Genomic DNA, 25131 nt, shown 5'->3' with positions numbered 1-25131 from the left:
CCTCGGATCAAGTCCGAGGGCATGCTTCGCCCGCAAACGCTTTAGGGCGCTCGGGTAAGCTGGGTGGCAAAATAGGCGACGGTCCGGGCGTAAACCTCGCTCTTGTTCCATTGCTGGATTACCGCGAAGTTCGGATTGCCTGGCTCCCAATTCTTGCCGCGTTGCCAGCCATGGTTGGCGAAGAAATTCGCGGTCGAGGCCAGCACATCGGGCGCGCTGTGCAGGAGATCGCGGCGGCCATTGCCGTCGAAATCGACTGCGAATTTGATGTAGTTCGACGGCATGAACTGGGTCTGGCCGATCTCGCCGGCCCATGCGCCGCGCAGTTCCTGCGCAGGGACATCGCCGCGCTCGATGATGCGGAGCGCATCCAGAAGCTCGGCCCTGAACATATCGGAGCGGCGGCAATCATAGGCGAGCGTCGCCAGCGCCCGCATCGTCGGGAATTTGCCGATGTTGACGCCGAAATCGGTCTCCAGTCCCCAGATCGCCACCAGCACTTCGCCTGGCACGCCATACGCCTCCTCGATGCGGGACAGCACCGAGCCGTACTGCTTCATCATGTTGGCGCCACGGGTGAGGCGGGGCGGCACCATGCGTCCCGAGAATTCCTCGAAAGTCTGACTGAACACCTTCTGCGACTGGTCGCGCGTGAGCACGTTCTTGTCGAGCGTGACCCCGTTCAGGCCGACCTGGATCGCGGACTGCGAAATCCCCTTCGACGCCGCCTCCTTCTTGAAGTCGTCCAGCCACGTATCGAACGAGCCGCTGCCGCAGGGCGCGGCGAACGAAGGCGTGCTGAGAGTCAGGAGCAGGGCTCCCAGCGCAGTCCGGAGGGAAAAGCGAAAGCTCATGAAATCATTCACTCCATGTCGACGCACCATCGACACTAATCTCGAAACGCTACCAAAATGTTTGCGGCAACAGCGGCCAAAACAAGGCTTCTGGGCGTTACGCGAGCAAGTCAATCCATCATGCCGGGGCGATAACATATTTTGGAGCTGGCCCCTGCGCATCTCCGATCCGGTGCTCGCGCACCAGGCCGGAGATGAATGGATTTGCCGAAGATCTACGAGCTGTCCTTCCGCCGCCCTGGGAACAGGTTGGCGGGGAAGTCGGCGGCAGGCTTGCGCTCGCGCGAGCGCGGCGGGAGCGGTCGCACATTGGGATCGGGAACGATCACCTGCCGGTAGAGATGCCAGGTGGCATGGCCGAGCAGGGGAATGACAACGGCGAGGCCGAGGAAGAAAGGCAGCGTTCCCAGCACCAGCAATGCCGCAACGATCAGGCCCCAGGCGGCCATTGGTAGCGGATTGCGCGCGACCGCGCGCAGCGAGGTGACTATGGCTTCACCGGTCGTGGCGTGACGGTCGAGCATCATCGGGAACGACACCACGCTGATGCAAAGCGCGAGCAGGGCGAAGAGGAAGCCGACGCCGCAGCCGACCAGGATCAACCACCAGCCTTGCGTTGTCGTCAGCACCTGCGTGAAGAAGTCGGGAATCCCCGCAGCCGTCGCATAACCGAATGCCGAGACGTAGATGGCCTGCGCCGTGGCGATCCAGGTCACGAACAGTGCGAACAGCAGCGTGCCTAATCCAAGCATGGCGCCGAATGACGGCGAGCGGACGATCTCGATCGCGTCCCATGCAGAAGGTTCTTCGCCATTTTCACGACGGCGACTGAGTTCATAGAGACCGATCGCCGCGAATGGGCCGAGCATGGCGAAGCCCGCGGCCAACGGGAACAATAGCGGCAGCACGGAATAGCCGTGCACGACGCGGGCAAGCACCAGGCCCAACACCGGATAGACCACGCACAAGATGACGGCGTGGCTTGGCACGGCCTTGAAATCCTCCCAGCCGAGCTGCAGGGCGCGATGCAGATCGCCAAGACCGATGATGCGAATCTCGGGCGCAATCGCGACTTCCTGTCCGTTCTGCGTCAATGATGTGACATTGTCGTGATAGGTCGCCATAGTCATTGTCTCCCTGCGCGGCCGCATTTCTGTGCCCGCCAGCGAGGGCACGACGTGCCGTCTCCTAAGCGATCACGAACAGGCCAGACGCGAAGACACCCAACCGGCCATGTCGCGAACTGAGATCCCACGGTACTCCCAAACCGGGACAGACGCGCTCACGCTTCGGTGAATGTCGCATTGGCAACCTTGGCTGGTCCGGGTAAAATCATTTTGCGACCCCGGCGGGTGCTGCCGGTCGAAAAGAGCCCCGAGAGAACCACCTGACACCACATCTCAAGTTTTTTGGAGTGAACGATGAGCATTTTCGGAAAGATCATGAGCTCGATCTTCGGCAGCAGCACAGCGACTGCGGCGCCGGCTAGCGGTGCGCCTACGGGGAGCGCGCCCGCCGCCGGGGCCTCGCCGACTGCCACGGCTGCAGCGCCTGCGCAGAGCGTCGACGTCGCTCCGATTTTGGATGCGGCCGTCGCCGCGAAGAAGGAGAAGCTCGAGTGGCGCACATCGATCGTCGACTTGATGAAGGCGCTCGACATCGATTCGAGCCTGTCCGCGCGCAAGGAGCTTGCCAAGGAGCTTGGCTACACCGGCGACACCAATGATTCCGCGAGCATGAACATCTGGCTGCACAAGCAGGTGATGACCAAGCTTGCCGCCAATGGCGGCAAGCTGCCGCCGGAAATCAAGCACTAAGGCGACGCTCGTACTTAGGATTCGAAGGCCCGCGATCGTCGCGGGCCTTTTTTTGACCCCAGCTAACAACAACGAAGGAGAAACGCCCATGACTACGATCAATCGCAGGACCATGCTGGCCACCGGCGCGCTCGCGCTGGCGGGAACGGCTGCGCAGGCTACGTCCGCTGAGGCGCAGGCTGGGCCGAAGGCGATGTTTCCGGTGACGGCGACGACGATCCCGATTGTCGGCGAGACCGAGGTATTCCAGGTCCGCCGCATCTATTGCATCGGCCGCAACTATGCCGCGCATGCGATCGAGCGCGGCTCCGATCCGACGCGCGAGCCGCCGTTCTTCTTCCAGAAGCCGACCGATGCGATCCAGAATGTTGCGATCGGGACAGTTGCCGATCATTCCTATCCGTCGCTGACGAAAAACTATCATCACGAGGTCGAACTCGTCGCCGCGCTGAAATCCGGCGGCACCAACATTGCCGCCGACAACGCGCTGGATCACGTCTACGGCTATGCGCTCGGTCTCGACATGACCCGCCGCGACCTGCAGAACGGCATGGCCGCGGAAAAGAAGCCGTGGGAGATCGGCAAGAGCTTTGACCACGCTGCCGTGATCGGCCCGATCCATCCGGCTTCCAAGACCGGACATTTCACCAAAGGCGCAATCTCGCTCGCGGTCAACGGCACCGTCAGGCAGAACTCGGACCTGCGGAACATGATCTGGAGCGTCGCCGAGCAGATCGCAAAACTGTCGGAAGCCTTCGAGCTGAAGGCTGGCGACATCATCTATTCCGGCACGCCGGAAAATGTCGGCCCGGTGGTCAAGGGCGACGTGCTGCTGTGCAAGCTCGAGGGCCTGCCGGACGTGTCAATCCGGATCGTGTAGCAGGCCGCCCGACTCTCACGCCACGAGATCCCGATATTCGGGGTGCTTGCTGAGATAGTCGACGACAAAGCCGCAGCCGGCGATCACCTTGTGGCCGTCGGCGCGGATCAATTCCAGCGCGCCCTTGACGAGTTCGGAGGCGATGCCGCGGCCGCGCAGCGCACGCGGCGTCTCGGTGTGGGTGATGATGATGGCCGACGGCGTCGCGCGGTAGTTTGCGAAGGCGACGCCGCCTTCGACGTCGAGTTCGAAGCGGCTTTGTGCGCTGTTATTGCGGACCGATGTCATGTCTGATGTCTACGCTTTCAGTGTTTCAGCAGATCCTGGTAATCCGCGTGTTTCTCGATGAAGGCCTTCACGAACGGGCATTGCGCGATCACCTTCAAGCCCTCGGCGCGCACCTGGTCCAGCGCGCCGCGGATCAGCTTTGAGCCGATACCCTTGCCGCCGAGCGCCGGCGGCACTTCGGTGTGGATAAAGGTGATCACACCATCCGCTTTCTCGTAGTAGGTCGCGGCAATATGTCCGTCGGCCGCGAGCTCGTAGCGCTTGCGCCCGGGGTTGTTGACTACGGCTTCGTTCACACGTCCATCCATTATCTCATTCCCGTTGTTTGCATCGCGGCATCGCCCCGTGGTTGTCCCGCGAAATGGCAATCGCCCGCCTTGCAAGCCGATCATAACCGGCCTAGGTTTTTTTCAAGACATACGCCCCGAAGCGGCCAGATGGTCGTTTGGTCCTGCAATGTCATAATCGCTGGCTGCTGACGTATGCCTCTTTTCCAGGGAGGTCTACCATGTCGGATAAGCGTTTCTTTAGCACCCATAGACCTTGGGAGGACTGGTTCGGCATGCTGCTCGGCGTGCTGATCGTGGTCTCGCCGTGGTTTCCGATGCAGGCCGGCCGCGACGTCGTCGACGCCGACCGCAGCATCATGATCCTCAACACCTTCGTGATTGGCATGCTGGTGTTCGGCCTGGCCCAGCTCGAATATGTCGCCCTGCAGCGCTGGGAGGAGGTGGCAGCCATCGTGCTCGGCTGCTGGCTGATCGCTTCGCCGTTCCTGTTCGGCTATTCCGGCGACACCCTGCTGCAGGTGTGGCACGGCATCCTCGGCGCGCTGGTGGTTCTGCTGGGTGCGCTGCAGCTTTGGCAGGACTGGGGCAGGAGCGACCAGGAACTCGCCGACCATCCGCAGTGAGCGCCCTCGTCGCGGAGCGGTGGCTGGGCAGCCGGAGGCGCCGGGTCCGCCCTTGCCGAACACCGTGCGGAGGCGATAAACCGCAGAGGGGTGGCGAGAAGCCCCGCGTGATGAAATTCCCGATGGGACGGAAATGAGCGGAGAGACGGGTAGCGCGGCCACGCCGCGCGGCGGCCAGTTGCGGATGTCGCGCCGGGTCATGAACCTGGCGCATATCGTGACCCAGAATGCGCGCCGGCATGGCGATCGCGCAGGGTTCATTTGGCAGGACCGAAGCTGGACGTGGCGCGAGATCGATGGCCTCGTCTCAGTACTTGCCGCTGAGCTGGCGGCGCGGGGCATCGGCAAGGGTGACCGCATCCTGGTCCACTCCAAGAACTGCGACGAGATGTTCTGGTCGATGTTCGCCGCCTTCCGCCTCGGCGCGGTCTGGGTCCCGACCAATTTCCGCCTGATGCCCGACGAGGTCGCCTATCTGGCCGCAGCCTCCGGCGCCAAGGCTTTCCTCTGCCACGGCGACTTTCCCGAGCACGCCGCGGCCGTCGCCAATCCGGCGCTGCAATTCACCTGGCGGATCGGCGAGGAGGGGAGCTTTGGCGAGCGGACCGTCAGCGACGCGATCGCGGCGCATGCCGGCGCGAAGGTCGATAATGTCGCGGTCGAGCATGACGATCCCTGCTGGTTCTTCTTCACCTCCGGCACCACCGGCCGCTCCAAGGCCGCCGTGCTGACCCATGGTCAGATGGCCTTCGTGGTGACAAACCATCTCGCCGACCTGACGCCCGGCGTGAGCGAGCAGGATGCCTCGATCGTGGTCGCGCCGCTGTCGCATGGCGCCGGCATCCATCAGCTTATGCAGGCCGCGCGCGGCGTGCCGACCATCCTGCTGCCATCGGAGAAATTCGATATCGCCGAGACATTCCGGCTGATCGAGCAGCATCGCGTCAGCAATCTCTTCACCGTGCCGACGATCCTGAAGATGATGGTCGAGCATCCCGCCGTCGACCAGTCCGACCATTCCTCGCTGCGTCACGTGATCTATGCGGGGGCGCCGATGTATCGCGAGGACCAGAAGCTGGCGATGCGGAAGCTCGGCGCTGTGCTGGTGCAGTATTTCGGCCTTGGCGAGGTCACCGGCAACATCACCGTGCTGCCGCCGGCGCTGCACGATCCGGAGGACGGCCCGCATGCGCGGATCGGCACCTGCGGCTTTGAGCGCGTCGGCATGCAGGTCTCGATCCAGGACGACCAGGGACACGAATTGAAGCCGTTCGAGACCGGGGAGATCTGCGTGATCGGCCCGGCAGTGTTCGCGGGCTACTACGACAACCCCGAAGCCAATGCGAAGGCGTTTCGCGACGGCTGGTTTCGCACCGGCGATCTCGGCCACATGGACGAGGAAGGGTTTGTCTACATCACCGGCCGCGCGTCCGACATGTACATCTCCGGCGGCTCCAACATCTATCCGCGCGAGATCGAGGAGAAGATCCTGACGCATCCGGCTGTCGGCGAGGTCGCGGTGCTCGGCGTGCCCGATCCCTTCTGGGGCGAGGTCGGGGTTGCCGTCTGCGTCGCGCGCGAGGGCGCCAGCGCGGTCGGCGAGGCGGAGCTTGCCGCGTATCTTGCGCCGAAGGTGCCGCGCTACAAGATGCCGAAGCGCTTCTTCTTCTGGGATGCGCTGCCGAAGTCGGGCTACGGCAAGATACCCAAGCGCCTGATCCGCGATGAGCTGGAAGCGCGCGGGCTGCTCGACATCTCCACCAAGCAGACCTGACGATGCGCAGCATCGCCCAACCGGGTCCCATCGCGCGCGAGCGCATTCAATGGGTCGAAGCGCGAGGGCGCGCGTTTTCGTTTACGCTGCAGGCCGGCATTCCGCTGCTTGAAGCTGCGCGCCGCGGCTTCGCGGCGGAAGGGTTTTCCGGCGGCGTGTTGAGCGCAAGCGGCGGCGCGCTCGGCCCGTTCGCCTACGTGATGCCGGCACTGTCGAAGACCGGCGCCAACGCCGCATTCTACAGCGAGACATTTCGCCCTGATGGCATCACCCGGCTCAAGTTCGCCACGATGACGCTGGGCGAGCGCGACGGTGCGCCGTTCTTCCACTGCCACGGATTGTGGACCGAGGCTGACGGCCGCTTCAACGGCGGCCATATGCTGCCGGAGGAGACGGTGGTCGCCGAACCTTTCGAGGTGCAGGCCTTCGGTCTCAATGGCGCGATGTTTGTCGCCGAGCCTGATGCCGAGACCAATTTCAAACTGTTCGGCCCGGTGCCGCGCCAGGCGACCAGTGCTGAGACCGCCAGCCGCGCCTTTGCGCTGCGGCTGCGCCCGAACCAGGATTTTGCCTGCGCGCTGGAGAAGTTTTGCCGCCAGCATGGCATCCTGCACGCGCGCCTGCATGGCGGCGTCGGTTCGACCATCGGTGCCTGCTTCACCGATGGCCGCACAGTGGTGCCGTTCGCGACCGAGCTCGCGGTCCGAGCCGGCACGATCGCTCCCGATGCCGATGGCCAACTTGAAGCCGAGCTCGAGATCGCGCTGGTCGACTATCTCGGGGGCATCGCCGAAGGGAAATTGGTGCGCGGCGACAATCCAATGCTGATGACGATGGAGCTCGTGCTCGAAGTGCTGGACGAGGAGTAGGCTCTCTCCGACGTTGTAGGATGGGTAGAGCGAAGCGAAATCCATCGACTTCATAGCAAGCGGCCGCATGGCGGGTTCGCTTCGCTCTACCCACCCTACGATTCCGATTCAAATTTCAAACAGCTCTCCGCTGTCATCGTCCGGCTTGACTGGACGATCCAGTATTCCAGAGGCCATCGTGCTTGAGCCGAGAGGCCGCGGGTTACTGGATGCCCGCCTTCGCGGGCATGACGCTGGAGTTTGAGAGAGGGTGTGCGTCCGCGTTCTCGCGGCGCATTGCGTCCGAGGTTTGCTTCACTTTCCACCCTCCTCGAGATCAGAGGGCGCAGGGAAAGCCGGGCGCCGATTGCACCCATGGGTCCCGTGCAACAAAAAGCACGGGGGTAGGACCACAGGTTCAACCGGGATCACACCGGCTTTCCCTGCGCGACGGCTTTACGGCTTACTTCGTACTCTCCCCGGTGACCGGGCTTTCTTGCCACCGTCGCCCGCGGCAGCTCTTGCTGCTCGCGCGCTTAGCGCCAGCGTCGGGGCGCCAGGACCACACGACTTCGCCGTACGCAGCTACGCCATTCGTCCGGCGCTTTGCGCGCGCCTGACACAGCCACGTCCATCGCATCCCGCTTCCAACGTCCGTGACGATCGCGATACGCCCCTCCAAGTGGAGGCGGGACGGCGGGGTTTCTAAGATGATTTGCGGTGAGAACGAAGCGGAATGTTTTTCGTGGGCCGACTGGACGAGGCAAATCACGTTGATATTGCAGGAGAATTTTCGTTCACGAGAAATCCGCTACTGGTTACCACCAGCTCCGCCCTCATCCTGAGGAGCCTGCGAAGCAGGCGTCTCGAAGGATGGGCCGCGGGGCGGGACCGGGGCCTCATGGTTCGAGAGGCGCTGCGCGCTCCTCACCATGAGGGTCTGGCGTTGCGCGGGCGGCTAGGACGCAAACATCCTTACCGCCGCTTGCGGACGTGGATGTTGATGTCGAGATCGATGTTGCTGACGCAGGTCTGCTCGGTGCGATGCGAGCCGCCTTCGTGCCAGCGTCCTTTGGGCAGGCGGGCATCGCGCACATTGGCGAGCCGCAGGCAGCGCCATTGCGGGAGCATGCCTGAACTCTCGCCGGCGAACTGCCAGGCCAGCACGACTTCTTCGCCTGATTTGTTGGTGCCGATGATGTGCGGGCAAAGCTCGCGCGGCCGGCCCTCGTAAGTGCAGACGACCTGCTGCTCGCCGAGAATGGCTTTGCGGAAAAGAGCGTAGGTGGCGCTCGGCGCGCGGCGGACGCTCATCGGCAGGATCGTTCTTGTTGTGTTCCGTGATCTGTGCCAGATAATCATCCCGGGATTGAAGCTCTGAACTGCGTCGGTTGTTAGGTGCGCCCATGGCCTCGCGAAGAAGCCGAACGATCAATCTGCCGGCGCCCTACCTCAGGCGCGTCTGGCTCGATCCGTCCCGCATCACGGACCGGGAGGCTTATCCGTTCTGCCTGCCATTACTGCGGGATGACTTCGAGCTGAGCTTCGATCGTGCGATCACCATCATCGTGGGCGAGAACGGCACCGGCAAGTCGACGCTCTTGGAAGGTATAGCGGTGCTGGCCGGCTTCGACGAGGCCGGCGGCAGAAATGGCTACATGCCGGTCGATCACTCGAAGGCGATCGAGAAGATGGGCGGGCAATTGTCGACCGCGCTTCGCGCAAGCTGGTTGCCGAAAATCACCAATGGCTGGTTCTTCCGGGCGGAAAGCTTCTTTTCGGTTGCGAGATATCTGGACGAGGTCAACAACGAATTTATTCCGGGAGTGGGTCGCGGCATCCCTCCAGACTTCCTCTCCCATTCTCACGGCGAAGGCTTTTTGCGTTTCTTTAACGAGCAGTGCCAGCGTCAGGGCATCTTCATCTTCGACGAGCCGGAATCGGCGCTGTCGCCTGCGCGCCAGATCGAATTCCTGAAACTGCTGCGCCGCATGGACGTAACAGGACATTGCCAAGTGCTGATGGCCACGCATTCGCCGGTGCTGATGGCCTATCCCAACGCAACGCTGCTCCGGCTGACGAAATACGGGCTCGAGCCTGTTACCGTCGAGCAGACCGACCACTACAAGGTGATGCGCGAGTTCTACGCGGATCCGAAGGGCTTCGTGAACGCGGCAATCGCGGAATAGAGGGGGGCGGCGACATGGGCCGAAAGCGAAACCGCACGATCAATCTTCCTGCGCCTTATCTGAAGCGGGTCTGGCTCGATCGCTCCCTCGTTCCGGATTGGGACGCCTATCCATTCTGCCTTCCCATTTTCAGGGACGAGTTCGATCTGAGTTTCGAGTCCGCCATCACCATCATCGCCGGCGAGAACGGGACCGGCAAATCGACCATCCTCGAAGGCATCGCAGCGCTTGCCGGATTCGACAGCGGTGGGGGCGGCAAGGGACACAGGTTGGTCGATCATTCCGACGCCATCGAAGTGACCGGCGAAGATCTTTCGGTTGCCCTGCATGCCGGCTGGTTACCCAAGGTCAACTACGGCTGGTTTTTCAGGGCAGAGACGTTCTTTTCGGTCGCAAGACACCTGGATCGCGCCGCGCAGGAAGCTGAACAACTGCTTGGCGGGCAGGCCAGGCAATCGGCACCCGACTATCTCTCCTATTCCCACGCGGAGGGCTTCCTCTATTTCTTCGAAGAACGCTGCCAGCGTCAGGGCATCTTCATCTTCGACGAGCCGGAATCCGCGCTGTCGCCCTCGCGCCAGATCGAATTCCTGAAGCTGATGCGCCGGATGGACGAGACTGGCCAATGCCAGATCATCATGGCCACGCATTCGCCGATCCTGATGGCCTATCCAAATGCGACGCTGTTGCGATTGTCGAAATACGGACTCGAGCCGGTGAACGTGAAGGACACGGATCATTACAGGGTCATGCGCGAGTTCTGCGATGATCCCCATGGGTTCGTCGAGGCGGCGATCGAGGAGTGAGGCGAGCAGGGCGCTGACCCGCGGGGCGCTCGTCTTTCTGGTCCAGCACCGCTCCCGCCCGCGCCACAAACCAGCCGCGTTTGGTCTGAAAATGCCTTACGATATGGCAGCCCGCGCGCCTGCGGGCCGCCAAGATAAGATAAATGGGGAAACGACATGAGAGTGACGATCGCGAAGGTGGGAGCCGTGGTGGCGGCGCTGGCTGTGGTAGGGGCGGCTTGGGCCCATGGACCGACCCGGCAAAAGGTGCGGGAATCAATCGAGATCAGCGCGCCGCCTGCAAAGGTATGGGCAGTGATCGGGAATTTTCAGGACATGAGCTGGCTGCAGCCGGTCAGCAAGACCGAAGGTGAGAAAGGCAACGAGATCGGCGCCACGCGGCGGCTGACGCTTGCGAGCGGCGGCACGCTCGACGAGGAGCTCTACAAATACGACGCCGAGAAGTTGAGCTATTCGTACCGGATTACGGCTGTTGACGTGAAGGTGCTGCCGGTCACCAACTATTCCTCGACCTTGACGATATCGCCAGGGGCCGACGGCAAGGGCAGCGTTCTGGAGTGGGCCGGCGCCTTTTATCGCGGCTATCCCAACAACGACCCGCCACCTGAGTTGAACGATGAGGCCGCGGTGAAGGCGGTGAGCGGGCTTTATCGTTCAGGGCTTGAGGCGCTGAAGAAGAAGGTCGAGAGCGGAAGCTGATCATGCGGGCCATCGTTCTGGCGGCTGTGGTCGCCAGCATCGGCTCAGCCTCCGCCGAGGAGGCGTTCGTCACCAATCAGCTCAGCGAAAACCTGACGGTCGTGGACCTCGCAACGGTGCAGCCGGTCGCGACCATCGCGATTGGCGGCAAGCCGGCCGGCGTTGCCGTCACGCTGGATGGACGCTTCGCCTATGTGACAAGCCCCGAGGCCAAGGCGCTCACGGTGGTTGATGCCGCCGCGCGCCAGGTCGTCGGGAAAGTCACAGTCGGCGGCGGTCCGCTCGGTGTCGCGGTATCGCCGGATGGCGCGGCGGTCTATGTTGCTGACTGGCATGCCGCGGCTGTGCGGGTGATCGATCCGCTGGCGCTGCGCGTTGTCGCTGATATCGCGGTCGGCGCATCGCCCTCGGGCCTCGCGGTGACGCCCGACGGCCGGCTCCTGCTCTCGGCGGACCGCGACGACAACACTGTATCCGTCATCGATACCGCAACGCGCGACCGGCGGGCGGTCATCAAGGTCGGGATGCATCCGTTTGGAGTCACTATCGATGCAGAAGGCCGGCGTGCCTACACCGCCAATGTCGAATCAAACGACGTGTCGGTCATCGATATCGCAGAGGGCCGTGAGATCGGTCGTGTGAAGGCCGGCCTGCGCCCCTATGCGGTTGCGCTGGCGCAGGGCCGTGGCTTCGTCACCGACCAATATGACGGCACCGTCAGCGTGTTCGATCTCGCGACGCTGGCGCCGATCAAGCGCATCAGCGTCGGTGACTATCCGGAAGGGATCGCCGCGACGGCGGATGCGCGTCGCGTCGTCGTGGCAAACTGGGAGAGCAACACGCTCAGCGTCATCGATGCGGCCGAGCTTAAGGTGATCGGCGAGACCAAGGTCGGCGACGGTCCGCGCGCGTTCGGAGCTTTTCTGCGGCACTAGAGCGGGATGACTTGTCTTCGAATCGGCGTGACCGCGGTTGTCCACCTCTCCCATAGGGAGAGGCATAGGCCGCCTTCGGCGGCCGTCATAAGACACGCCGAAGCATAGCTTCGGCTACGGCGCAGCGCCGGGTGAGGGGTTATGGTTCCTCGATCGAGCTCATCCCCCTCACCCGGATCGCATCTCACGATGCGATCCGACCTCTCCCCGACGGGGAGAGGTAAGGCACCTCCGACGTGGCGCCAACTCGACCTGATCTCATCATGCTCTAACGCGCGGATGGAGGTTCGTGCCTAGGCCCATATTAGCGAAGCGTAACCCGCCCTTCGGCGCCGCCGCAAAGGGACGAAGCAATATCCTCCATTCGCTCGAACATCATGTCAGGCCCGAGCGCCCGCAGCTTGGCGGGCGCTGCATAGCCCCACGACACGGCGCCGCATGCGATGCCGACGGCGCGCGCGGCTTCGATGTCGCGGGTTTCGTCGCCGATCGAGATCACCTGCGACGGCGCAAGGTCGGCGCGCTTGAGGACGCGGCTGAATTTAGCGGCCTTGCCGAAGATCGACGCGCCGCAATCGAACGAGGAGAACAGCGCGGCTGTCTCGCCAAGCAGCCGGCGTGCGTTCGCCTCGTTGTCCGAACTGACCAGCGCCAGTTGCAGGCCGCCGTCCTTGAGTGTGCGCAGCATGGTTTCGGTACCTGGAAACAGTTCGATATCGGCCAGGTGCTCCGCTTTCAGCCGGCGCATATGCCGGGCGATGATGGGTATCTTCCACATCGGCACTTCAAGCCGCGCGACGATCTCGCGCGAGCCGGCATGCCGCAGCTCTTCGACGTCCTCGTCCGCGACGCGGCGGAAACCGAAGCGGTCGGCAACATCGTTTACGTTGCGCAGGAACCAGGGAAAGCTGTCTGCAAGCGTGCCGTCGAGGTCGAAGATGACAAGGGAGTAGGGCATTCGGCGGGAGAAGAGATAGCACGCGCCGAGACAATTGCGAAATTAACAAATGGAAAAGCAGTCGCAAAGCTGCGATCGGCATTGGCTGTTGTCGCATGCCGCCAGATGGCAGTTGCACTAACGTCGCTCGGCTTCGGCCTCCTGTTCGAGTTGCAGGATATGGGCCCGCAGCGCATCGAACCTGGCTTCCGTGGCGTCGCTGAATAGCGGATCCTTGTGGGGGGACAAGGCTGACGCGATTTCGGTCCAATCCTCGGACTGCAATGCCTTCAGCGCGGCCGGAAAGAAATCACGATCTTCCATCCTGATATGACGCCGCTCATGCTCCAGGAAATCGCGAACGATGCGGTCCACGTCCTGACGAAGGAACTCGCGATCGGCAAGCACGCCGTCGACGGCTTTGGCGACGCGGTGCAAACGCTTGGCGCCTTCCCGGTGCTCATGCGCGAGATCGCCGATCTTCTCCACGGCGGCGGGATCGCGAATTTTCAGCTTGGCGAAGACGCGGTCTTCCTGAGCGTGGTGGTACATCTCAGTATAGACTTCGAAATAGGCGATGATGGCGCGGATGACCTCGTAGTCCGGTCGGCCCGAGCGATCGAAAATATCCAGCTCGTGCTCGAGGACGGCAAGCAGCCGTTCAATGTTGCGGTGCTCTTGGCTTAGCAGCTCGATGATCATTGCGGTGATCCACAAGGGGGTGAACCATCGCAGAAAAGTAGACGCTCAAATCATCGTGGCATTGCGTTAGATCAAGGTCGGAACCGATTTGCACCGGAACGCGTCCGAAGCGTCGGAAAATCCTCACTCCGCTGCTTCGCTCGCGCTGCTCTTGCGTGGCTTGCTGTTCGCCTTCTTCAGCACCGGCGCCAGGAATTTGCCGGTGTAGCTCCGCGGCGCTTTCGCGATATCCTCCGGCGGACCCCAGGCGACGATTTCGCCGCCGCCGTCGCCGCCTTCGGGGCCGAGGTCGATCACCCAGTCGGCGGTCTTGATGACTTCGAGGTTGTGCTCGATCACGACGACCGTGTTGCCCTGGGCGACCAGCTCGTGCAGCACCTCCAGCAGTTTTGCGACGTCGTGGAAGTGCAGGCCGGTGGTCGGCTCGTCAAGGATGTAGAGCGTGCGGCCGGTGGCGCGCTTTGACAGCTCCTTTGCCAATTTGACGCGCTGGGCTTCGCCGCCCGAGAGCGTGGTCGCTTGCTGGCCGACATGGATGTAGTCGAGGCCGACGCGGTGCAGGGTCTGGAAGGTTTCGCGCACGCGCGGCACCGCCTTGAAGAAGTCGGCGGCTTCTTCCACGGTCATGTCGAGCACGTCGGCGATCGACTTGCCCTTGAACAGCACCTCCAGCGTCTCGCGGTTGTAGCGCTTGCCTTTGCAGACATCGCAGGTGACGTAGACGTCCGGCAGGAAGTGCATCTCGATCTTGATGACGCCGTCGCCCTGGCAGGCCTCGCAGCGGCCGCCCTTGACGTTGAAGGAGAAGCGGCCGGGCTCGTAGCCGCGTGCCTTGGCCTCGGGCAGGCCGGCGAACCATTCGCGGATCGGCGTGAAGGCGCCGGTATAGGTCGCGGGGTTCGAGCGCGGGGTGCGGCCGATCGGCGACTGGTCGATGTCGATGATCTTGTCGATATGCTCCAAGCCCTCGATGCGGTCGTGCGGCGCGGCGGCTTCGCTGGCATTGTTGAGCTTGCGCGCGATCGCCTTGTAGAGCGTGTCGATCAGGAGCGTCGACTTGCCGCCGCCGGAGACGCCGGTGATGCAGGTGAACAGCCCCAGCGGAATCTCCGCCGTGACGTTCTTCAGGTTGTTGCCGCGGGCGTTGACGACCTTGATGGTGCGGCGATGGTTTGGCGGCCGCCGGTCGGAGATCGGCACCGAAAGCTCGCCGGTGAGATATTTGCCGGTCAGCGATTTCGGATTGCGCATGATCTCGGCGGGCGTGCCTTGCGCGACGATATGCCCGCCATGCATGCCGGCGCCGGGGCCGATGTCGAGCACGTAGTCGGCGAGGCGAATGGCGTCCTCGTCATGTTCGACCACGACCACGGTGTTGCCGAGGTCGCGCAGCCGCTTCAGCGTATCCAGGAGCCGCGCATTGTCGCGCTGGTGCAGGCCGATCGAGGGCTCGTCCAGCACATAGAGCACGCCTGTCAGCCCCGAGCCGATCTGGGACGCGAGTCGGATGCGCTGGCTTTCGCCGCCGGACAATGTGCCGGAGGAGCGGGACAGCGTGAGATAGTTGAGGCCGACGTCGAGCAGGAAGGTCAGTCGCTCGCGGATTTCCTTCAGCACGCGCGCGGCGATCTCGTTCTGCTGCGTGTTCAGCGCTTCCGGCACGGTCTCGAACCACTCGCCGGCGCGCTTCACCGACAGGTCGGCGATCTCGCCGATATGCTTGCCGCCGATCTTGACGCACAGCGCTTCCGGCTTGAGGCGATAGCCACTGCAGGCGGCGCAAGGAATGTCGGTGAAATATTTCGCCAGCTCCTCGCGCGCCCACTCGCTCTCGGTCTCGCGGTAGCGGCGGTTGATGTTGGTGATCACGCCCTCGAACGGCTTCTTGGTGTCGTAGGAGCGGACGCCGTCCTCATAGGAGAACTTGATCTCGTCGTCGCCGGAGCCGTGCAGGATGGCGTTCTGCGTCTTCTTCGCCAGGTCCTTCCACTTGGTGTCGAGCGTGAACTTGTAGTGCTTGCCGAGCGCGGTCAGCGTCTGCAGGTAATAGGGCGAGGAGGACTTGGCCCACGGCGCGATCGCGCCCTTGCGCAGGGACAGATCCTTGTCGGGAATGACGAGGTCCTCGTCGACATGCTGCTCGATGCCGAGGCCGCCGCAGGCGGGGCAGGCGCCATAGGGATTGTTGAACGAGAACAGCCGCGGCTCGATCTCGGGGATGGTGAAGCCGGAGACCGGGCAGGCGAACTTTTCCGAGAACAGGATGCGTTCCGGTCCGCTCTTGTCGTGGATCTTTGCGGTCTTCTTCTTTTCTTCGGCGGGAGCTGCCGCCGGGGCGTCGGCGAATTCGATCACCGCAAGGCCCTCGGCAAGCTTGAGCGCGGTCTCAAAGCTCTCCGCGAGACGCTGACCGATGTCGGGGCGCACCACGATGCGGTCGACGACGACGTCGATGTCGTGCGGAAACTTCTTGTCGAGGCTCGGCGCTTCGGCGAGCTCATGGAAGGTGCCGTCGATCTTGACGCGCTGAAAACCCTTCTTGAGATATTCGGCGAGCTCTTTCCGGTACTCGCCCTTGCGGCCGCGCACGACCGGCGCCAGCAGATAGAGGCGAGTGCCCTCGGGCAAGGCGAGCACGCGATCGACCATCTGCGAGACGGTCTGGCTCTCGATCGGCAATCCCGTGGCCGGCGAATAGGGCACGCCGACGCGGGCCCAGAGCAGGCGCATGTAGTCGTAGATCTCGGTGACAGTGCCGACGGTGGAGCGCGGGTTCTTCGAGGTGGTTTTCTGCTCGATCGAAATGGCGGGCGAGAGGCCGTCGATCTGGTCGACATCAGGCTTCTGCATCATCTCCAGGAACTGGCGGGCATAGGCCGACAGCGATTCGACATAGCGGCGCTGGCCCTCGGCATAGATGGTATCGAAGGCAAGCGAGGACTTGCCGGAGCCGGACAGGCCGGTGAAAACGACGAGCTTGTCGCGGGGAATCTCGACGTCGATGTTCTTGAGATTGTGCTCCCGCGCGCCGCGGATCGTGATGGCACGCGTTGAGGAGCCGGCGGTCGGTTGGCGCTTCGCCCTGAGCACTTCATCCATATCGGCATTTCCAGGCGCTTGTAAGCGCGCCACGTTATGGGCGCGCGTCGTCGGAAATCCCTACCACGGCGCCGATGGGGTGATGCCGGAACATAGGAAGAACGGGCGACGATTTCCAGTGCTCAGCACGAATCATCAACGATTTGTTTCTGATCGCATTTCCTGCGTGCAGCTTTGGCAGTAGCTGGCAGCAAGAGGGGCTCGCGCAAGCGGAGCTTCGCAGATGAGCGGCTCGGAACTAACGACACGCAAACAAAAAGGCCGGCACAAGGCCGGCCTTTTCTTAAGATTGATATCCGATCGCGAGATCAGTACCGTCCGATGATCGGAGCGCCGCCGAGGCCGAACTTGTAGTTCACGCGGACGGTGACGAGGTCGATGTCCTGCTTGATATTCTCGGTGGCGAAGAGGCTGCCGGCCGGGCCGGCGAAGCCATTGTTGATGAAATCGTAGGAGCGATTGCCCAGGAAGATGTGATTGTACTCGGCGCCGACCGACCAGTTCGGCGCAAAGCCGTACTCGATGCCAGCGCCAACCGAGGCTCCCCAGCGGGTGTCGTTGATGTCGTTGGTGATCGGGAAACCGGTGAAGGCGTCACGCACGCGGTAGCGATCGGCGACCACGGCCGCGCCGCCCTTGACGTAGAACAGCACATTGTTGGCAGCATAGCCGATCTGGCCGGTGATCAGGCCGAAGGCGTCGACCCTGGTCTCGTTGGTGTCGATGCCCGTCAGCAGGCTGACGTTGCTGCCCTTGAAGTCAGCCCAGTTGCCCTGACCTTCGACACCGAACACCCAGGTTCCGGTCTGCCAGCGATAGCCGATCTGACCACCAGCAGTGCCGCCGTCGGCGTTATGGGAGCCGTCACTGAAACCAAGGACGTCCCAGCGGTTGCGGCTCGTTCCCCAGCCGCCGTTGCCGCCGATATAGAACCCGGTCCAGTCGTAGACGACGGCGACGGGCGCCGGCGGAGCCTTGACATAAGGGCGCGCGGCAAGATCGGCAGCCGAGGCGGGCGCAGCCAGCGCAACCAAGGCAACCGTTCCAAGCAAAAACTTCTTCATCGTAGCTCTCCAGCCTTTGTTCGCTTCAATTTGGTCCCGAAGCGTTACGGTATTAAAGACGCGAGCGCCGCGCCGTCGTTTTAGGCATATACTCCGATTCAACCGGAAATACCGTCGCCGAAACGCAACACTTCCCGGCGAAGTAGCGGGAACATAAGTTAATGATTTTCTTGATGTTTTATGGAACCCGAGGGTCGATTTCGGGTTCCATCCTGTCTGCACCAAATTTAGGCCACAATGTCACCACGATTACGTCAAGTTGCATGGAACAAAACTGGAACAATGGCGCGGCTGGTGCTATATGTGGATAACCGCGTAATGGACGGGGAATGGCTGCGCCCGACGGTGTCGGCGAGCGTATAGGTCCGTCAGCAATGTAAGATGTGGTTAGCGAAGACTGAATGTGGCCGCCGTGTAACCGGCCGGCCCAGCGATTGAGTGGAGAGCGGCGATGGCGGGAAGCGTAAATAAGGTCATTCTGGTGGGCAATCTCGGCAAGGACCCAGAAATCCGGCGGACCCAGGACGGCCGTCCGATCGCCAATCTGAGCGTCGCGACCTCCGAGACCTGGCGCGACCGGGCCACCGGCGAGCGCAAGGAAAAGACCGAGTGGCACCGTGTCGTCATCTTCAATGAAGGGCTCGCCAAGGTCGCCGAGCAATACCTGAAGAAGGGCGCCAAGGTTTACGTCGAGGGCCAGCTCCAGACCCGGAAATGGACCGATCAGAGCGGGGTCGAGAAATATTCGACCGAAGTGGTGCTGCAGGGCTTCAACTCCAACCTCACGATGCTGGACGGCAGGGGCGGCGGTGGCGGCAGCTTCTCCGACGACATGGGCAGCGGTGGCGGCGATTTCGGCGTCAGCGGCCCCTCGAGTTCCGCGCCACGCCGCGCCGTGCCGGCCGGCGCCCGCAACAACAACGACATGGACGACGATATCCCGTTCTGATCGAGCGGTACGTTGCCGGAAAGATCGCGTGAGGATGAAAATCTCCCTCGCGCGATACAGCTTGCGTCGAACTTATCCTCTTCAATGACTGCAGGATATCAGCGTCAAGCGATTGATATGGCTTGATGTGCCGCGGCCGGGTTGCTTGTGGCTCCGGTTAATGTGAATTCTGAGGAAATCGATCTAACCGACAGGGCGGGGCGATGCGGGCGCCGCCAACGGCCCGCGGGCGGTTTCCTGACCTCGGAGGGCGCCTTGCCGCACGCCGCTGGGGTGTTCCCGCGGCGCGCCGGTCGACCCCGTAAGTCTATGAAAAAACGAAGGGAAAAACCGGTCGCCGAGGCCGTTCCGGGGTGGTGGTCGGGCCCCCGATACGCTATATGATTCTGCAGTAGAACCGACCCGGATTCCCCCTTTGTCAGAACCTGAAGACGACAAGCCCGGCGAGCCGTCGGGGCCCTCCGACATTCGTCCCGTTTCCATCCTCGACGAGATGAAGAAGTCCTACCTCGACTACGCCATGAGCGTGATCGTGGCGCGGGCGCTCCCCGATGCGCGTGACGGGCTCAAGCCGGTCCACCGCCGCATCCTGTATTCGATGTACGACCAGGGGCATACGCCGGACAAGAAGTACGTCAAGTCCGCGCGCGTGGTCGGCGACGTCATCGGTAAGTATCACCCGCACGGCGACCAGTCGATTTACGACGCCATGGTGCGCATGGCGCAGGATTTTTCGATGCGCGTGCCGCTCATCGACGGCCAAGGCAATTTCGGCTCGGTCGACGGTGATCCGCCGGCGGCCTATCGATACACCGAAGCACGCCTGACGCGGGCGGCAGAGGCTGTGCTGGCGGACATCGAGAAGGACACGGTCGACTTCCAGCCCAACTACGACAACAGCGAGCAAGAGCCGTCGGTATTGCCGACGCGGTTTCCGAACCTCCTGGTCAATGGCGCGGGCGGCATCGCCGTCGGTATGGCCACCAACATCCCGCCGCACAATCTCGGCGAGGTCGTCGACGCCTGTGTGGCGCTGATCGACAACCCGGCGCTCGCCATCGACGACCTCATCAACATCATTCCGGGGCCGGATTTCCCCACCGGCGGCATCATCCTCGGTCGAGCGGGCATCCGGGCATCCTATCATCTCGGCCGCGGCTCGATCGTGATGCGCGGCAAGGTCACGATCGATACCCTGCGAAAGGATCGCGAGGCGATCATCATCACGGAGATCCCGTACCAGGTTAACAAGGCGAACATGGTCGAGCGGATCGGCGAGCTGATCCGCGAGAAGAAGATCGAGGGGATTTCCGACCTGCGCGACGAATCCGACCGCGAAGGTTTCCGCGTCGTGATCGAACTGAAGCGCGAGGCGATGCCGGACGTGGTGCTGAATCAGCTCTACCGCTTCACGCCGCTGCAGACCAACTTCCCGGCCAACATCCTGGCACTCGATTCCGGCCGTCCGCAGACGATGAACCTGAAAGATCTGCTGACGATCTTCGTCAACTTCCGCGAACAGGTGGTGACCCGGCGAACCAAATACCTGCTCGGCAAGGCGCGCGACCGCGCACACCTCCAGGTGGGCCTAGCCATCGCGGTTGCCAATATCGACGAGGTCATCCGCGTCATCCGTTCTTCGCCGAATCCGGCGGCCGCGCGCGAAACGCTGATGTCGCGCGATTGGCCGGCGCGGGACGTCGAAGACATGATCACGCTGATCGACGATCCGCGCCACCGCATCAATCCGGACGGCACCATCCGCCTTTCGCTGGAGCAGGCGAGGGAAATCCTCGACCTCCGGCTGCAGCGCCTCACCGCGCTCGGCCGCGACGAGATCGGCGAGGAACTCACCAAGCTCGCCGCCGAGATCTCCGACTATCTCGACATCCTGCGCTCGCGCGCCCGGGTGCAGGCGATCGTCAAGACCGAGCTTGCCGAGGTGAAGGCCGAGTTCGCCACCCCGCGCAGGACTGTTATCGTCGAGCAGGAAGGCGAGGTCGAGGACGAGGATCTGATCCAGCGCGAAGACATGGTGGTGACCGTGTCGCACGCCGGCTACGTCAAGCGCGTGCCGCTGTCGACCTATCGCGCCCAGCGCCGCGGCGGCAAGGGCCGGGCCGGCATGCAGACCCGCGACGAGGATTTCGTCAGCCGCGTGTTCGTGGCCTCCACCCACACGCCGGTCCTGTTCTTCTCCTCGCGCGGCCAGGTCTACAAGGAAAAGGTGTGGCGATTGCCGATGGCCGCGCCGAATGCGCGCGGCAAGGCGCTGATCAACATCCTGCCGCTGGAGCAGGGCGAGCGCATCACCACCATCATGCCGCTGCCGGAGGATGAATCTTCCTGGAAGAATCTCGACGTGATGTTCGCCACCACCGGCGGCAACGTCCGTCGCAACAAGCTGTCCGACTTCGTCGACGTCCGCCGTTCCGGCATCATCGCCATGAAGCTGGAGGAGGGCGAGGCGATCGTCGACGTGCAGATCTGCACCGAGCATGACGACGTGCTGCTGACCGCCGCCGGCGGCCAGTGCATCCGTTTCCCCGTCACCGATGTGCGCGTCTTCACCGGCCGTACCTCGATGGGCGTGCGCGGCATTTCGCTGGCCGAAGGCGACAAGCTGATCTCGCTCGCGATCCTGCGCCATGTCGAGACGACCTCGGACGAGCGTTCGGCCTACTTGAAGATGCGCCGCGCGGTCGCAGGCGAAGCGACCGCCGAGGAGCCGGTCGAGACCGAGGCCGAGGAGGCCACAGGCGCGATCCAGCTCTCGCAGGAGCGCTATGTCGATATGTCGGCGCAGGAGCAGGTGGTGCTGACGGTGTCCGAAAACGGCTACGGCAAGCGGACCTCATCCTACGAGTACCGCACCACCGGCCGCGGCGGCAAAGGTATCGTCGCCATGAGTGTCAACAGCCGCAACGGCAAGCTGGTGGCCTCGTTCCCGGTCGAGGAGGCCGACCAGATCATGCTGGTGACCGACAAGGGCCAGCTCATCCGCTGCCCCGTCGGCGACATCCGCATCGCCGGCCGCTCGACCCAAGGCGTCATCGTGTTCGATACCGCCGACGACGAGCATGTCGTCTCGGTCGAGCATATCGGCGACGACAGCGAGAATGGCGAGAACGGCAACGGAAACGGCGGCCAATGACCCGTAGCCCTGGTGAAGCGCAAGCGTAGCCCGGGACCTTCGTGGGTCCCGGGACCTTCGTGGGTAAGGATGGAATCCCGGGTTGCGCTTCGCTCCACCCGGGCTACAGCTACGGACTTCACCAACTCCAGCGAAAGCCAATGTCGCGACGCGCGACGTCAGGGCGGCTGTTGTCAGGTGGTCAGATCTCGATTTCCGTCCCGAACTCCACCACCTGTCCGGTCGGCACGCCGAAGAACGCCGCGGTGCGTTCGGCGTTGCGTTGCAGGAATGCGAAGATTGATTCCCGCCAAACCCACATGCCCGGAACGTCCTCGCGCGGGATGATGGTCTCGCGGCCGATATAGTAGGTGACATCGGAAAGATCGATGCCGGGCAGCTTGCCCTGTCGGCAGGCGAGTTGCAGGCCCTCATAGATGGTCGGGTATTGCATGAAGCCGTAGTGCAGGATCACCCGCGTGATGCCCGGGATGATGTCGATGATCTCGGCGCGGTCGTCCTCGGAAATGCGCGGGGATTCCTCGATCTGCACGGTGACCAAAAGAACGCGTTCGTGCAGGACGTGGTTGTGCTTGACGAACTGCGTCAGTGCGAGCGGCACGCCGCTCGGCGCGGCTGCGAGGAACACGGCAGTGCCCGGCAGCCTGGCGCGGCACTTGGTGATCGCGGTCTCGATCAAATCCTCTTCCGGCTGGCGCAGTCTTGCGCGGGCGCGCTCGACCAGTTTTACACCGCCGCGCCAGGTGAGCATCAGGAACGCGATCAAGCCTGCAAGCAGCAGCGGAAACCAGCCGCCTTCGTGCAGCTTGGTCGAGTTGGCCGCGAAGAAGATGAGGTCGATGACAAGGAAGAAACCGTTGACGGCGAGCACGATCAGCGGCGAGTAGCCCCACTGGATCGCAACCAGCGCCGCCAGCAGCGTGGTGATCGCCATCAACAAGGACACCGCGATGCCATAGGCGCCGGCGAGGGCGTCCGAAGTGCCAAAGCCCAGTACCGCGCCAAGCGTCGCGGCGGCGAGCAGCCAGTTCACCAGCGGCACATAGATCTGGCCGATCGCGTCGCTGGTGGTGTGGAGGATGTGCATCCGCGGCAGGAAGCCGAGCTGGATCGATTGCTGGGTCAGCGAGAACACGCCCGAGATGATCGCTTGGGAAGCGATCACGGTGGCGATCGCGGAGAAAGCGACCAGTGGGTAATGCAGCCAGTCGGGCGAGAGCTGGAAGAACGGATGGTCCAGCGCGCCCGGATCGGTGATCAACAGCGCGGCCTGCCCGAAATAATTGAGCACCAGCGCGGGCAGGCAGACGGCGAACCAGGCGAGCCGGATCGGAAACCGCCCAAAGTGCCCCATGTCGGCGTACATCGCCTCACCGCCCGTGACCGCGAGAAAAGCTGCGCCGAGGATGGCGAAGCTGATGTGGAAGTTCTGGTGGATCAGGAAATTGAAGGCATAGAACGGGCTGAGTGCCGCGAGCACCGCCGGCGCCTGGACGATGCCGTGGATGCCGAGCGCCGCGAGAACAAGGAACCAGCCGAGCATGACCGGTCCGAAAATCCGGCCGATGAAGCCGGTGCCCTGCTTCTGCATCGCGAACAGGCCAACCAGAATCACGATGGTGATCGGCACCACCGCCGGCGCCAGCGATGGCGCGTCCACCTTTAATCCCTCGATCGCGCTCAAGACCGAGATCGCCGGGGTGATTGCGCCGTCGCCGTAGAGCAGGGCGGCGCCGATGAGGCCGACGACCAGAAGCTGCGCACGCCAGGTGCCCGGCTGGGCATGGCGCGCGTGCAGCAGCGCCAATATCGCCACGATCCCGCCTTCGCCGCGGTTGTCTGCACGCAGGATCAGGAGCGCGTATTTAATCGAGATGATCAGGATCAGCGCCCACAGGATCAGCGATACCACGCCCAGGACGGCGTTCGGCGCGATCGTGCCGCCATGGGCGGCCGCCCTGGCAGCCTCCTTCAATGCATAAAGGGGACTGGTCCCGATATCGCCATAAACGACGCCAAGCGCGCCGATGGTTGTTGCAAGAGGAAGGGGGCTCGGCGGATGGCCTGAGGCGATGGCGGGCGTGCTTGACATCAGCGAGACCCCCGATTGCACCGCGCCGACCGGATCATCCTCAAGGGCGCGACCAAACGGCAGTCTGCGACGAGACGTCGCAAATTACCACTATGTTCCTGCGGAGGCGGGGGATCGGGGTTACGGGGTGCGGTCGGCGGTGACCAGACGGGCTTCGCGGACCGCGGCATTGCCGCCGGCCTTGCGGAGGCAGGAGGCATCAAAATTCGGCCAATTCTGCTGCGCGCAGGTGTCCTTGGCGGCGGGGCGGATGTCTAGCCGGTCAGCCTTGGCAAGAGCGCGGGGCACGCTGGCCTCGACCTGGGGCGCAAAGCCCGGAAGAACGGTGAGAGCGGCGGCAATGAAGGCGGCAACGGCGACGGCGGAAAGTGCCTTGATCATGACGGTTCCCTGTCAGTGGGCCTTGGCGGCCCGTCGTTTCGTTGGCGGCGGTGATAGAGGCCGCCAGTTTCCTGCTGTCTTCGCCGGAGGCGAAAATGATTTCGTTCCCTGGGCATTTTGTTTCGTCGGCGCCAGATCAATGAAACATTGGGGTTCAGGGCCGCCTGGGAACCCGGCTGGCTTGCCGGCCAGCCCCGGGCAGGCTAGAGGGGGATATGCCTCGCACCGCGCTTTATCCCGGCTCGTTCGACCCGGTCACCAACGGCCATCTCGACGTGGTCAAGCACGCCGTCGTTCTCTGCGACCGCCTGATCGTCGCCATCGGCGTCCATCCGGGGAAGAAGCCGCTGTTTTCGGTCGAGGAGCGCCTGGTGATGCTGCAGGAGGTATTCGGCCCCGTCGCCGCCAAAGCCGGCTGCGGCTTCGATTGCATCACATTCGATGACCTGGTCGTCACCGCGGCGCAACGCGCCGGTGCTACGATTCTGATCCGGGGCCTGCGGGACGGCACCGACCTGGACTACGAGATGCAGATGGCCGGCATGAACGAAGCCATGGCGCCCGAGGTGCATACCGTTTTCCTGCCGGCCTCGCCGACAGTCCGGCCGATCACGGCCACTCTGGTGCGCCAGATCGCCGGCATGGGCGGCGATGTCTCCAACTTCGTGCCCAAAGCCGTCGCCGCCCGACTCAAGGCCAAATTCGCCAGCTAGCTCTCGCGCTCTTCTCAGACATCCGTTCCGGAGTTTT

At 63.2% G+C, this 25131-nt stretch carries 23 protein-coding genes; 12 read left to right on the top strand and 11 right to left on the bottom strand.

Going from position 1 to position 25131, the window contains the following annotated elements:
• Positions 1 to 41 precede the first annotated feature (41 nt).
• Positions 42 to 854 carry a lytic murein transglycosylase gene (locus tag AC5ZG1_RS26960; RefSeq protein ID WP_496134575.1) on the bottom strand — a complete coding sequence of 271 codons (813 nt, stop codon included), beginning with the start codon at positions 852 to 854 and terminating at the stop codon, positions 42 to 44.
• Between the two features lie 215 nt (positions 855 to 1069).
• A complete protein-coding gene (locus AC5ZG1_RS26955; RefSeq protein WP_496134574.1) occupies positions 1070 to 1978 on the bottom strand; it encodes a DUF2189 domain-containing protein in 909 nt (302 codons plus the stop codon).
• A 297-nt stretch (positions 1979 to 2275) separates the two neighbouring features.
• Here AC5ZG1_RS26955 and AC5ZG1_RS26950 point away from each other — a divergent pair, with 297 nt between their 5' ends.
• Complete coding sequence (locus tag AC5ZG1_RS26950; protein ID WP_456644347.1) at positions 2276 to 2671, top strand: DUF3597 domain-containing protein; 396 nt, start codon at positions 2276 to 2278, stop codon at positions 2669 to 2671.
• An 88-nt stretch (positions 2672 to 2759) separates the two neighbouring features.
• Positions 2760 to 3551, top strand: coding sequence for a fumarylacetoacetate hydrolase family protein (locus AC5ZG1_RS26945; RefSeq protein WP_456644346.1), 792 nt, complete (start codon positions 2760 to 2762; stop codon positions 3549 to 3551).
• 15 nt (positions 3552 to 3566) lie between these two features.
• Here AC5ZG1_RS26945 and AC5ZG1_RS26940 read toward each other — a convergent pair whose 3' ends face one another.
• Both AC5ZG1_RS26940 and AC5ZG1_RS26935 read right to left on the bottom strand, forming a co-directional pair.
• Positions 3567 to 3839 carry a GNAT family N-acetyltransferase gene (locus AC5ZG1_RS26940; protein ID WP_028165575.1) on the bottom strand — a complete coding sequence of 91 codons (273 nt, stop codon included), beginning with the start codon at positions 3837 to 3839 and terminating at the stop codon, positions 3567 to 3569.
• A 17-nt stretch (positions 3840 to 3856) separates the two neighbouring features.
• Positions 3857 to 4135, bottom strand: a complete 279-nt coding sequence (locus AC5ZG1_RS26935) for a GNAT family N-acetyltransferase (protein ID WP_456644345.1) — start codon at positions 4133 to 4135, stop codon at positions 3857 to 3859.
• Between the two features lie 212 nt (positions 4136 to 4347).
• Between AC5ZG1_RS26935 and AC5ZG1_RS26930 the strand changes: the two genes are divergently transcribed.
• The 3 genes from AC5ZG1_RS26930 (at position 4348) to AC5ZG1_RS26920 (ending at position 7395) form a co-directional block, all read left to right on the top strand.
• Positions 4348 to 4752, top strand: a complete 405-nt coding sequence (locus AC5ZG1_RS26930) for an SPW repeat protein (protein ID WP_028165573.1) — start codon at positions 4348 to 4350, stop codon at positions 4750 to 4752.
• A 133-nt stretch (positions 4753 to 4885) separates the two neighbouring features.
• The gene (locus AC5ZG1_RS26925; protein ID WP_496134573.1) at positions 4886 to 6526 is read left to right on the top strand and encodes an acyl-CoA synthetase; all 1641 of its coding nucleotides are present in this window, start codon (positions 4886 to 4888) and stop codon (positions 6524 to 6526) included.
• Positions 6527 to 6528: 2 nt separating this feature from the next.
• Entirely contained in the window at positions 6529 to 7395 is an 867-nt protein-coding gene (locus AC5ZG1_RS26920) for a PCC domain-containing protein (RefSeq protein ID WP_130226359.1), read from the top strand.
• Between the two features lie 954 nt (positions 7396 to 8349).
• Here the strand turns inward: AC5ZG1_RS26920 and AC5ZG1_RS26915 are convergent.
• The gene (locus tag AC5ZG1_RS26915) at positions 8350 to 8688 is read right to left on the bottom strand and encodes a hypothetical protein (protein WP_496134572.1); all 339 of its coding nucleotides are present in this window, start codon (positions 8686 to 8688) and stop codon (positions 8350 to 8352) included.
• 92 nt (positions 8689 to 8780) lie between these two features.
• On the opposite strand from AC5ZG1_RS26915, the gene AC5ZG1_RS26910 reads away from it, so the two are divergent.
• The 4 genes from AC5ZG1_RS26910 (at position 8781) to AC5ZG1_RS26895 (ending at position 12003) form a co-directional block, all read left to right on the top strand.
• On the top strand, positions 8781 to 9563 hold the full coding sequence (locus AC5ZG1_RS26910; protein ID WP_456644341.1) for an AAA family ATPase: 783 nt from the start codon (positions 8781 to 8783) through the stop codon (positions 9561 to 9563).
• A 14-nt stretch (positions 9564 to 9577) separates the two neighbouring features.
• Entirely contained in the window at positions 9578 to 10369 is a 792-nt protein-coding gene (locus tag AC5ZG1_RS26905) for an AAA family ATPase (RefSeq protein ID WP_496134571.1), read from the top strand.
• 156 nt (positions 10370 to 10525) lie between these two features.
• A complete protein-coding gene (locus AC5ZG1_RS26900; protein WP_496134570.1) occupies positions 10526 to 11068 on the top strand; it encodes an SRPBCC family protein in 543 nt (180 codons plus the stop codon).
• 2 nt (positions 11069 to 11070) lie between these two features.
• Entirely contained in the window at positions 11071 to 12003 is a 933-nt protein-coding gene (locus tag AC5ZG1_RS26895; RefSeq protein WP_496134569.1) for a YVTN family beta-propeller repeat protein, read from the top strand.
• Positions 12004 to 12307: 304 nt separating this feature from the next.
• On the opposite strand, the gene AC5ZG1_RS26890 is transcribed toward AC5ZG1_RS26895, so the two are convergent.
• The 4 genes from AC5ZG1_RS26890 to AC5ZG1_RS26875 all read right to left on the bottom strand — a co-directional run bounded on the left by AC5ZG1_RS26890 (position 12308) and on the right by AC5ZG1_RS26875 (position 17805).
• Positions 12308 to 12961, bottom strand: coding sequence for an HAD-IA family hydrolase (locus AC5ZG1_RS26890; protein ID WP_496134568.1), 654 nt, complete (start codon positions 12959 to 12961; stop codon positions 12308 to 12310).
• A 117-nt stretch (positions 12962 to 13078) separates the two neighbouring features.
• Complete coding sequence (locus tag AC5ZG1_RS26885; RefSeq protein ID WP_496134567.1) at positions 13079 to 13642, bottom strand: hemerythrin domain-containing protein; 564 nt, start codon at positions 13640 to 13642, stop codon at positions 13079 to 13081.
• A 123-nt stretch (positions 13643 to 13765) separates the two neighbouring features.
• Positions 13766 to 16741 (bottom strand): excinuclease ABC subunit UvrA, encoded by a 2976-nt coding sequence (gene uvrA / locus AC5ZG1_RS26880; RefSeq protein ID WP_130226931.1) that lies wholly within the window; start codon positions 16739 to 16741, stop codon positions 13766 to 13768.
• Between the two features lie 308 nt (positions 16742 to 17049).
• Complete coding sequence (locus tag AC5ZG1_RS26875) at positions 17050 to 17805, bottom strand: outer membrane protein (protein WP_028165564.1); 756 nt, start codon at positions 17803 to 17805, stop codon at positions 17050 to 17052.
• A 451-nt stretch (positions 17806 to 18256) separates the two neighbouring features.
• On the opposite strand from AC5ZG1_RS26875, the gene AC5ZG1_RS26870 reads away from it, so the two are divergent.
• Together AC5ZG1_RS26870 and gyrA are read left to right on the top strand one after the other, a co-directional pair.
• Positions 18257 to 18754 (top strand): single-stranded DNA-binding protein, encoded by a 498-nt coding sequence (locus tag AC5ZG1_RS26870; protein ID WP_130226929.1) that lies wholly within the window; start codon positions 18257 to 18259, stop codon positions 18752 to 18754.
• Between the two features lie 415 nt (positions 18755 to 19169).
• On the top strand, positions 19170 to 21908 hold the full coding sequence (gene gyrA / locus AC5ZG1_RS26865; RefSeq protein WP_496134566.1) for a DNA gyrase subunit A: 2739 nt from the start codon (positions 19170 to 19172) through the stop codon (positions 21906 to 21908).
• Positions 21909 to 22089: 181 nt separating this feature from the next.
• Here the strand turns inward: gyrA and AC5ZG1_RS26860 are convergent, their stop codons facing one another.
• Positions 22090 to 24000 (bottom strand): potassium transporter Kup, encoded by a 1911-nt coding sequence (locus AC5ZG1_RS26860; RefSeq protein ID WP_035690748.1) that lies wholly within the window; start codon positions 23998 to 24000, stop codon positions 22090 to 22092.
• Between the two features lie 120 nt (positions 24001 to 24120).
• On the bottom strand, positions 24121 to 24381 hold the full coding sequence (locus AC5ZG1_RS26855; protein ID WP_456644333.1) for a hypothetical protein: 261 nt from the start codon (positions 24379 to 24381) through the stop codon (positions 24121 to 24123).
• 215 nt (positions 24382 to 24596) lie between these two features.
• Between AC5ZG1_RS26855 and coaD the strand changes: the two genes are divergently transcribed.
• Complete coding sequence (coaD, locus tag AC5ZG1_RS26850) at positions 24597 to 25094, top strand: pantetheine-phosphate adenylyltransferase (RefSeq protein WP_028165554.1); 498 nt, start codon at positions 24597 to 24599, stop codon at positions 25092 to 25094.
• Positions 25095 to 25131: the final 37 nt, after the last annotated feature.

This window comes from Bradyrhizobium sp. Leo78 (genome assembly GCF_059512425.1).
The sequence above is the reverse complement of the archived record's forward strand: the minus strand, read 5'-3'. Positions and strand labels throughout refer to the sequence as shown.

What these genes read in the sequence shown, in the direction of transcription:
- AC5ZG1_RS26960 (WP_496134575.1), bottom strand. Translation starts at nt 854, where the DNA reads ATGAGCTTTCGCTTTTCCCTCCGGACTGCGCTGGGAGCCCTGCTCCTG.
- AC5ZG1_RS26955 (WP_496134574.1), bottom strand. Translation starts at nt 1,978, where the DNA reads ATGGCGACCTATCACGACAATGTCACATCATTGACGCAGAACGGACAG.
- AC5ZG1_RS26950 (WP_456644347.1), top strand. Translation starts at nt 2,276, where the DNA reads ATGAGCATTTTCGGAAAGATCATGAGCTCGATCTTCGGCAGCAGCACA.
- AC5ZG1_RS26945 (WP_456644346.1), top strand. Translation starts at nt 2,760, where the DNA reads ATGACTACGATCAATCGCAGGACCATGCTGGCCACCGGCGCGCTCGCG.
- AC5ZG1_RS26940 (WP_028165575.1), bottom strand. Translation starts at nt 3,839, where the DNA reads ATGACATCGGTCCGCAATAACAGCGCACAAAGCCGCTTCGAACTCGAC.
- AC5ZG1_RS26930 (WP_028165573.1), top strand. Translation starts at nt 4,348, where the DNA reads ATGTCGGATAAGCGTTTCTTTAGCACCCATAGACCTTGGGAGGACTGG.
- AC5ZG1_RS26925 (WP_496134573.1), top strand. Translation starts at nt 4,886, where the DNA reads ATGAGCGGAGAGACGGGTAGCGCGGCCACGCCGCGCGGCGGCCAGTTG.
- AC5ZG1_RS26920 (WP_130226359.1), top strand. Translation starts at nt 6,529, where the DNA reads ATGCGCAGCATCGCCCAACCGGGTCCCATCGCGCGCGAGCGCATTCAA.
- AC5ZG1_RS26915 (WP_496134572.1), bottom strand. Translation starts at nt 8,688, where the DNA reads ATGAGCGTCCGCCGCGCGCCGAGCGCCACCTACGCTCTTTTCCGCAAA.
- AC5ZG1_RS26910 (WP_456644341.1), top strand. Translation starts at nt 8,781, where the DNA reads ATGGCCTCGCGAAGAAGCCGAACGATCAATCTGCCGGCGCCCTACCTC.
- AC5ZG1_RS26905 (WP_496134571.1), top strand. Translation starts at nt 9,578, where the DNA reads ATGGGCCGAAAGCGAAACCGCACGATCAATCTTCCTGCGCCTTATCTG.
- AC5ZG1_RS26900 (WP_496134570.1), top strand. Translation starts at nt 10,526, where the DNA reads ATGAGAGTGACGATCGCGAAGGTGGGAGCCGTGGTGGCGGCGCTGGCT.
- AC5ZG1_RS26895 (WP_496134569.1), top strand. Translation starts at nt 11,071, where the DNA reads ATGCGGGCCATCGTTCTGGCGGCTGTGGTCGCCAGCATCGGCTCAGCC.
- AC5ZG1_RS26890 (WP_496134568.1), bottom strand. Translation starts at nt 12,961, where the DNA reads ATGCCCTACTCCCTTGTCATCTTCGACCTCGACGGCACGCTTGCAGAC.
- AC5ZG1_RS26885 (WP_496134567.1), bottom strand. Translation starts at nt 13,642, where the DNA reads ATGATCATCGAGCTGCTAAGCCAAGAGCACCGCAACATTGAACGGCTG.
- uvrA (WP_130226931.1), bottom strand. Translation starts at nt 16,741, where the DNA reads ATGGATGAAGTGCTCAGGGCGAAGCGCCAACCGACCGCCGGCTCCTCA.
- AC5ZG1_RS26875 (WP_028165564.1), bottom strand. Translation starts at nt 17,805, where the DNA reads ATGAAGAAGTTTTTGCTTGGAACGGTTGCCTTGGTTGCGCTGGCTGCG.
- AC5ZG1_RS26870 (WP_130226929.1), top strand. Translation starts at nt 18,257, where the DNA reads ATGGCGGGAAGCGTAAATAAGGTCATTCTGGTGGGCAATCTCGGCAAG.
- AC5ZG1_RS26860 (WP_035690748.1), bottom strand. Translation starts at nt 24,000, where the DNA reads ATGTCAAGCACGCCCGCCATCGCCTCAGGCCATCCGCCGAGCCCCCTT.
- AC5ZG1_RS26855 (WP_456644333.1), bottom strand. Translation starts at nt 24,381, where the DNA reads ATGATCAAGGCACTTTCCGCCGTCGCCGTTGCCGCCTTCATTGCCGCC.
- coaD (WP_028165554.1), top strand. Translation starts at nt 24,597, where the DNA reads ATGCCTCGCACCGCGCTTTATCCCGGCTCGTTCGACCCGGTCACCAAC.